This is a genomic window from Amycolatopsis sp. NPDC003861, assembly GCF_053605405.1.
In genome coordinates this window covers 22,421-28,585 of sequence record NZ_JBSGJD010000115.1, presented here as the reverse complement: position 1 = coordinate 28,585, position 6,165 = coordinate 22,421, and the positions used below count along the sequence as shown (strand labels likewise).

General features: G+C 71.2%; 4 protein-coding genes and 1 pseudogene. 2 read left to right on the top strand and 3 right to left on the bottom strand.

The window, feature by feature from the left end; all coding sequences use genetic code 11:
- A pseudogene (locus ACWEVN_RS26435) lies at positions 1–204 on the top strand (IS982 family transposase); the annotation flags it as partial.
- A 20-nt stretch (positions 205–224) separates the two neighbouring features.
- On the opposite strand, the gene ACWEVN_RS26430 reads toward ACWEVN_RS26435, so the two are convergent.
- Positions 225–1,004: a hypothetical protein gene (locus ACWEVN_RS26430; RefSeq protein ID WP_452053081.1), complete on the bottom strand. Its 780-nt coding sequence runs from the start codon at positions 1,002–1,004 to the stop codon at positions 225–227.
- Between the two features lie 154 nt (positions 1,005–1,158).
- On the opposite strand from ACWEVN_RS26430, the gene ACWEVN_RS26425 reads away from it, so the two are divergent.
- Positions 1,159–3,354, top strand: coding sequence for an ATP-binding protein (locus ACWEVN_RS26425; RefSeq protein WP_452053080.1), 2,196 nt, complete (start codon positions 1,159–1,161; stop codon positions 3,352–3,354).
- A 152-nt stretch (positions 3,355–3,506) separates the two neighbouring features.
- On the opposite strand, the gene ACWEVN_RS26420 is transcribed toward ACWEVN_RS26425, so the two are convergent.
- Complete coding sequence (locus ACWEVN_RS26420) at positions 3,507–4,712, bottom strand: hypothetical protein (protein ID WP_452053079.1); 1,206 nt, start codon at positions 4,710–4,712, stop codon at positions 3,507–3,509.
- Between the two features lie 436 nt (positions 4,713–5,148).
- Positions 5,149–6,012, bottom strand: a complete 864-nt coding sequence (locus ACWEVN_RS26415; protein WP_452053078.1) for a helix-turn-helix domain-containing protein — start codon at positions 6,010–6,012, stop codon at positions 5,149–5,151.
- Positions 6,013–6,165 lie beyond the last annotated feature (153 nt).

Here is a 6,165-nt window from a genome sequence, read left to right as displayed (position 1 = left end):
CTGCTCAAACCCGTCCGTCAGCTGATCGAATCGGTCAACGACACCCTCAAAGGCCAGCTCGACCTCGAACTGCACGGCGGCCGCACCATCGACGGTGTGACCGCCCGCATCGCCCAACGCGTACTCGCCCTGACTGCCGCCATCTGGCACAACCGCGCCACCGGCCAACCTGTCACCCGATCACTGATCGCCTACGACCACTGATCACTTTAGGACTTACTCGTCTAGGGGTGGAGATCGCCGTGCAGCCGGCCGATCTGGAACGCGGTCCCGCGCACGGTTCCGTTGATGGTGTTCGTGGTGCTGCCCGGCGGTGGCGGCGGCGGAACTTCGGCCTCGGCCGGCTCCTCCTCGTGGCGGCCGAGGCCGTGGCGCAGGAGGTCCCCGCTCGGGTTGGGGATGTAGAGGTGGACCGTGCCGCGGTACTCCTTGATCCGGACGTCCGCCGGGACGAGCTTCGACGCGGGCAGCGTCGCGTACCGGCCGGCCAGGACGTCTTCGAAGACCCGCTGGGACAGCGCCACCGCGAGGAACGTCTCGTCGGGATCGGAGCGTTCCAGCACCGCGCGCACCGGGGCGGCGTCGAGCAGCCGGTGCGTCGTGATCACGGTGCTGCCGATGGCGGCCGCCGATGTCGTCCCCGGCGCCGGTTCGAGGATCGGGCCGACGTTCAGGGCGGCCCGCATCCGCAGGCGCACCGACCGGGCGACCGACCGCAGGCGCGCGTCCCGCTCGGCGAGCACGGCCTGGAGCTCGTCGAAGAACCGCGTCACCACGGCGGGCAGGAACCGCGGGTCGAAGCCGAGCCCGTAGCCGTCCCCGGTGCCGTGCGGGAACAGCGCGGTCTCCCACACGTCCCGCAGCCCGGCGCGGGCGAACGCCTGGGAGAGCACGTCGGGGATGGCGGCGGACACCATCGCCTGGGTGGCGCCGGGATTGCTGCCGAACCCCTTGGTGTCGACCACCAGCAGGGCGCGGTACGGCGGGAGCTCGTCGACGGTCAAAGCCGGGCCTTCCTGGTTGCCGGTGGCCCTTGGTTCTGACGGACTGCGGATCCCTGATCCTCGTACGTTCGAGGTAATTCCTCCGGCTTCCCGTGCCGTCACGTGCCGGCGACAGGTACACAGAGAAGTTCGAGTCTGGGTGGGAGTTTCTCGGATGACGTCTCGAACCGGTGCCGCCTCACCATCCGAAGTCCACAACCACATCGACGGTGGCGCGGCCGGGGTGGTGCTCCAGGCCGGGACGATCACCGGTGACGTCTGGGTCGCCGGTCCGCGGTCGCCGCACCCGGTGCCGCGGCAGCTGCCACCGGCGCCGTCGCACTTCACGAGCCGGGCCGACGAACTCGCGGCCCTGGACGAGGTCGCCGCACCGGAAACCGGCGGATTGCCCCCGCTCGCCGTGCTGATCGGGCCGGGCGGCGTCGGCAAGACCGCGCTCGCCGTCACCTGGGGCAGCCGGCACGCGGAGCGCTATCCCGACGGCCAGCTCTACGCCGACCTGCGGGGGTTCTCGGCGGGGACTGCGGTCCTGCCGGACGAGGCGCTCGGGGCGTTCCTGCGCGCGCTGGGAGTGCAGCCCGAGCGCGTGCCGCCCGACCTGGCCGAGCAGGCGGCGCTGTTCCGGACGATGACTGCGGGCCGGCGGCTGCTGGTCCTCTTGGACAACGCCCGTTCGGCGGCCCAGGTCCGGCCGCTGATCCCCGCGTCGGCCGGCTGCGCGGTGGTGGTGACCAGCCGCCTGCGGCTGGACGGACTGGTGTCCGAGGGCGCTCGGTTCGTCGACGTGACGCCGCTTTCCCACCCGCACGCGGTGGAGCTGGTGGTCAGCGCGGTGGGCCGGGCCCGGGTCGCCGGCGAGCTCGATGACGTCTCCGAGCTGGCTTCGCTCTGCGGACGGCTGCCGATCGCGCTGCGCGTGGCGGCTGCCCGGCTGGCTTCCCGGCCCCGGTGGCAGGTGGCGCGGGTGGTGGCCGAGCTGGGTGACGAGCGATCGCGGCTGAGGCGGCTGTCGGCGGAGGGCGACGCCCCGGTGGCGGCGATGTTCGACTGGTCGTACCGGGCACTGCCGGACACGGCCGCGAAGCTGTACCGGCTACTGGGCGAGTTCCCAGGCCCCTCGTTCGGCCCCGGTGCCGCGGCGGCGGCGACCGAGCTGCCCGACGCCGCCGACGGCCTCCAGCTGCTGGTCGACGCGAGCCTCCTGGAAGAGGTCGACGATCTGAGGTACCGCTTCCACGACCTCGTCCGGCTGCACGCCCGTGCCCAGCGCGACGACGACCGCCCCGAGGTGGTGCCGCGGGTGGCGACCTGGTACCTGCACGAGGTGACCCGGGCGAACCTGGTCGTCATCCCGCTCCGCTGGCGGATCAGCCCGGTGTGCGAGCAATACCGCAACACCCCGCCCGCGTTCGGCTCGGGCCGGGCCGCGCTCGAGTGGCTCGACGAGCAGCTGCCGAACGTCCTGGCGGTGCTCGAGGAGGCGGACGCCCAGCGGCACGACGAGGTGGTCTGGCAGCTGTGCGAGGCGTTGTGGGAGTTGTTCCTGCACCGCAAGCACTTTCCGCGGTGGCTGCGCTCGCACGAGATCGGGATCGCCGCGGCGCGGCGCTGCCGCAACGTCGTCGCGGAGTCCCGGCTGCGTTGCCAGCTGGGGCGCGCGTACCTGGACCTGGGGCGGTTCGATGCGGCGGAGCGGGAATGCGGCCGCGCGCTGGAGCTGGCGCGGGAGGCGGGGAGCCGGCACAACGAATCGGTAGCGCTCGATCAGCTCGGCACGGCGGCGCAGGGGCGCGGCAACGTCCCCGCGGCCGTCTCGTGCTTCACGGGCAGCCTGGAGATCGAAGCGGAACTGGGCATCGACCGCGGTGTCGCCCAGCGGCACCGCCGGATCGGCGAGGTGCTGGCGACGGCGGACCGTGCCGCCGAGGCGGCCTCCCACCTCGAGCTCGCCCGGCGGATGTTCGCGGATCTGGGGGACGAGAAGGACGAGGCGAAGGTGCTGGTGGGTCTCGCCCGGCTGGACGCCCGCGGCGGCGACTTCCCTTCGGCGACGCGGCGCCTGGAGAAAGCGCGGAGGGTCCTGTCGGAGTCGGGATCATCGGTCTACCAGGCCGACGTCCTGGTCGGCTTCGCCGACGTGGCGGAGTACGGCAACGACCCGGCGGCGGCATGTGGCCACCTCACCGAGGCACTGAAGCTGTACGAGCAGGTCGGCGGGCCGCAGGTGGAGCGCGTCCGGGCCCGGCTGGCAGCTCACGGAGCCGAGGGCGTCGAGCCGCCGGCCGCCGGACCGGTCTCCGACGCCGGGGCCGACGGCGGCGACGGAGAGCCCGGGCAGGTCGGTGAATGACCGGGCGATGAGCGCGCGGGCGTCGGCGAAGGCGCGGGTTTCGGCGAGGGCGAGGACGTCCGCCACAGCCGGACACCGGTGAGGGCCGGCAGTGGCGAAGCCGCCCCGCGCGCCGGACGCGAGCGCGTAGGTCCAGAGCCGGGGCGGATCCGTCACCCGAGCGGCCGGGCGCGCGGCATCGGGATCAGCGGCCAGGTCGTTCGCCGGGGTAGCGGTGCGGGGGAAAGCGGCACGGGCCGGGCAGGTTCGCTGAGGCCGAGCAGGGCGTACATCTCTTTCCGGAGGGTCTTCCCGGCTTGGCCGGGGCGCGAGGTCAGCAGGCCGGCGATGTGGGCGCCGAGGCCGTGGCACTGCGCTTCCTGTGCGGCTTCGAGCTGGGGGAGAAGCGGTCGGCTCCGATCCCACAGCGGGGTGTTTTCGGCCAGCACGGCGGTGGGGCTGCCCGGTAGCAGCGGCTGCGGGGCGTGGGGAATCCGGAGCACGGGGACGCCGAAGCCGGCCGCGAACGTGCCGACCGAGGTGTAGTCGGCCATCAGGTGATCGGCGGCGACGACTGCCCCGCGCCAATCGGTGTACGGCGCCAGCACGACGAGCCCGGCTTCGATGGCGTCGGCAAGCCAGCCGAGCACCTGACCGATGCCGTGCTGCGACCAGATCTGCGGGTGGAGGGACGCGACCACCTGTGCGCGCGGTGCGGCGTCGACGACGCGGCGGAAGAGACCGGGGTCGATGCCGAACCCCGACCTGGCGGACCAGGTCACGGTGACCACGAGGATCTCCCGGTCATCCGTGACACCGAGCGCCTGCCGGTACTGATCGCGGTAGGGAGCGCTGGCGACGAGCCGATCGAAGGCGATGTCACCCGCGACGACGGCGTGCGGAACGGCCTGCGGGCAGATCTCGGCGAGGAGGTCCAGTTCGCGCCCGTGGGTGAGCACGATCCGGTCGGCACGGACCCGGCCGTCGTGGAGGAGTTGTTCGGGATGGAGGCCCGTGGTGTGCTCCCCTGAACGGCATTGCCCGAGTCCGCCGCCGTGGGGAACCAGCAGCCTGGGCCCCCGCACGGCGTCGAGGCCGCGGGTGCTCCCGGCGAGGACGAGGCCGTGGGTGGTCTGGGCGGCCTGCTTCGCCGAGAGGAGGAGCCCACCGTGAGCGCGGACGAGGTCTGCGGCATCGGGGCGGTCCTCACCGTCTTCCGGCACGGTGAAGACGCACTGCACCCGGTGGTCGGTTTCGAGGAGCGGGACGTGGTCCTCGAGCCGGGCGAGCGCAACCGGGTGCGGAACGAGGACCAGGGCGGACTCGCCGACCCGGGTCGTCCAGCACCGCGCCGGGGCGGCTCCTCCGTCGTCGTTCATCGTGGCCACCCCTCACGTGAGGCGTAGCAGAGCGCGCCGGCCCGGCTGGCGAGCGCCGGGTCCGGGTGGGGGAAGGGTCTGTGGTCTGCACGGACGTCGGAATGCACAGTGCCTCCTCGAACTGGCCGGTGCTTCACCGGACTCGGATCGGTGCGTCGCGGACACCTGTTCGTGGCGAAGAGGCACCTGGCGAGCTGATCACGGCTCGTGGCCGCGCTCGCCCGGGCAGAATTCGGTCACCAGGGGGGTGACACCGTGTCTCCGGAGAGTGAACTCAGGTCATGAGCCCGGACGGCGGGACCGTTCCCCGGATGCTGGGTCGTATGCTGGCGCCTCGGCAGTATGTCCGCGCTTGCTTTCTGGGTGGGTCGGAGGTATTGCCCTCGAAGCGGTCCCTGGGTACCAGCCAGGGGCCGCTTCCCTATGCGCGTCTCATTCAGTCCTCCAGCCTGTGCAGCATCTTGTCGATGAAGTCGGGTGTCTCGCCGGGAGTGAGCGCGGCGTCTTCCAAGCGGTAGAAGATCTGGATGAATTGGGCGGCCTTTTCGGCGCCGATCACGTCGTCGAAGAAGAGGTCCCCGTCGGGCTGTTCGAGGTTCAGGAACAGGTCGTTGGCCTGTTCGGACAGCTGCAGCAGTTCGAATGAGCTCTGCATCCCTTCGACCCAGCCGGCTTTGAACGGCAGGATCTGCAGGGTCACGTTGGGCTTCTGGGCCACTTCGCGGAGGTGGCGCAACTGGGTTCGCCAGCTTTCGCCGTCGGTGACGCGGCGGTGCAGGACTGATTCGTCGAGGATGAAGAAGTGCTCGAGTTCGGGGTCTTCGAGCCGCCCCTGCCGCTGCGTGCGCAGCCTGCTCCGGCGCGCTTGGACCTCGGGGTCGCCGGTGACCTGCGCCATCAGCGAGCGGGTGTACTCGGGCACCTGCAACAGCCCCGGCACCAGGTGCAACTGGTACTGGCGAAGGATGACCGCGGCTGATTCGAGGCCGAGGAACTTCACGAACTCCGGGGAGCTGGTCCGCTTGAACTCGTCCCACCAGCCAGGTTCCCGGCCGGCCTTGGCCATCGCGACGTAGGTTTCGACGCGATCCCGGTCGGTGATGCCGTAGTGCAGGAGGAGCGCCTTCAGATCGGTGATCGACAGGCCCACGGTGCCGTTCTCGATGCGGATGAGCTTCGAAGTCGACCAGTCCAGGGCCTCGGCGACGTCCTTCTGGGTGAGCTGCAGGGCCTCACGCGCCTCCCTTATCTCCGCGAGCACACGTCGCTGGCTGACCACTGGCGAGTGCGCCCTAGTCATGATTGTCTTCACTCCTCCACATTCCGGGTGGCAGGCTGTCGATGTGCCACATGGCAGAACGGTAGCACTCTGGTCGCGATACAGCATACTGCGGGCAGTCGGACAGCGTGTTGGAAGACGCGGAGTCGCGCTGCCGTGCCGGGCCCCGGATGT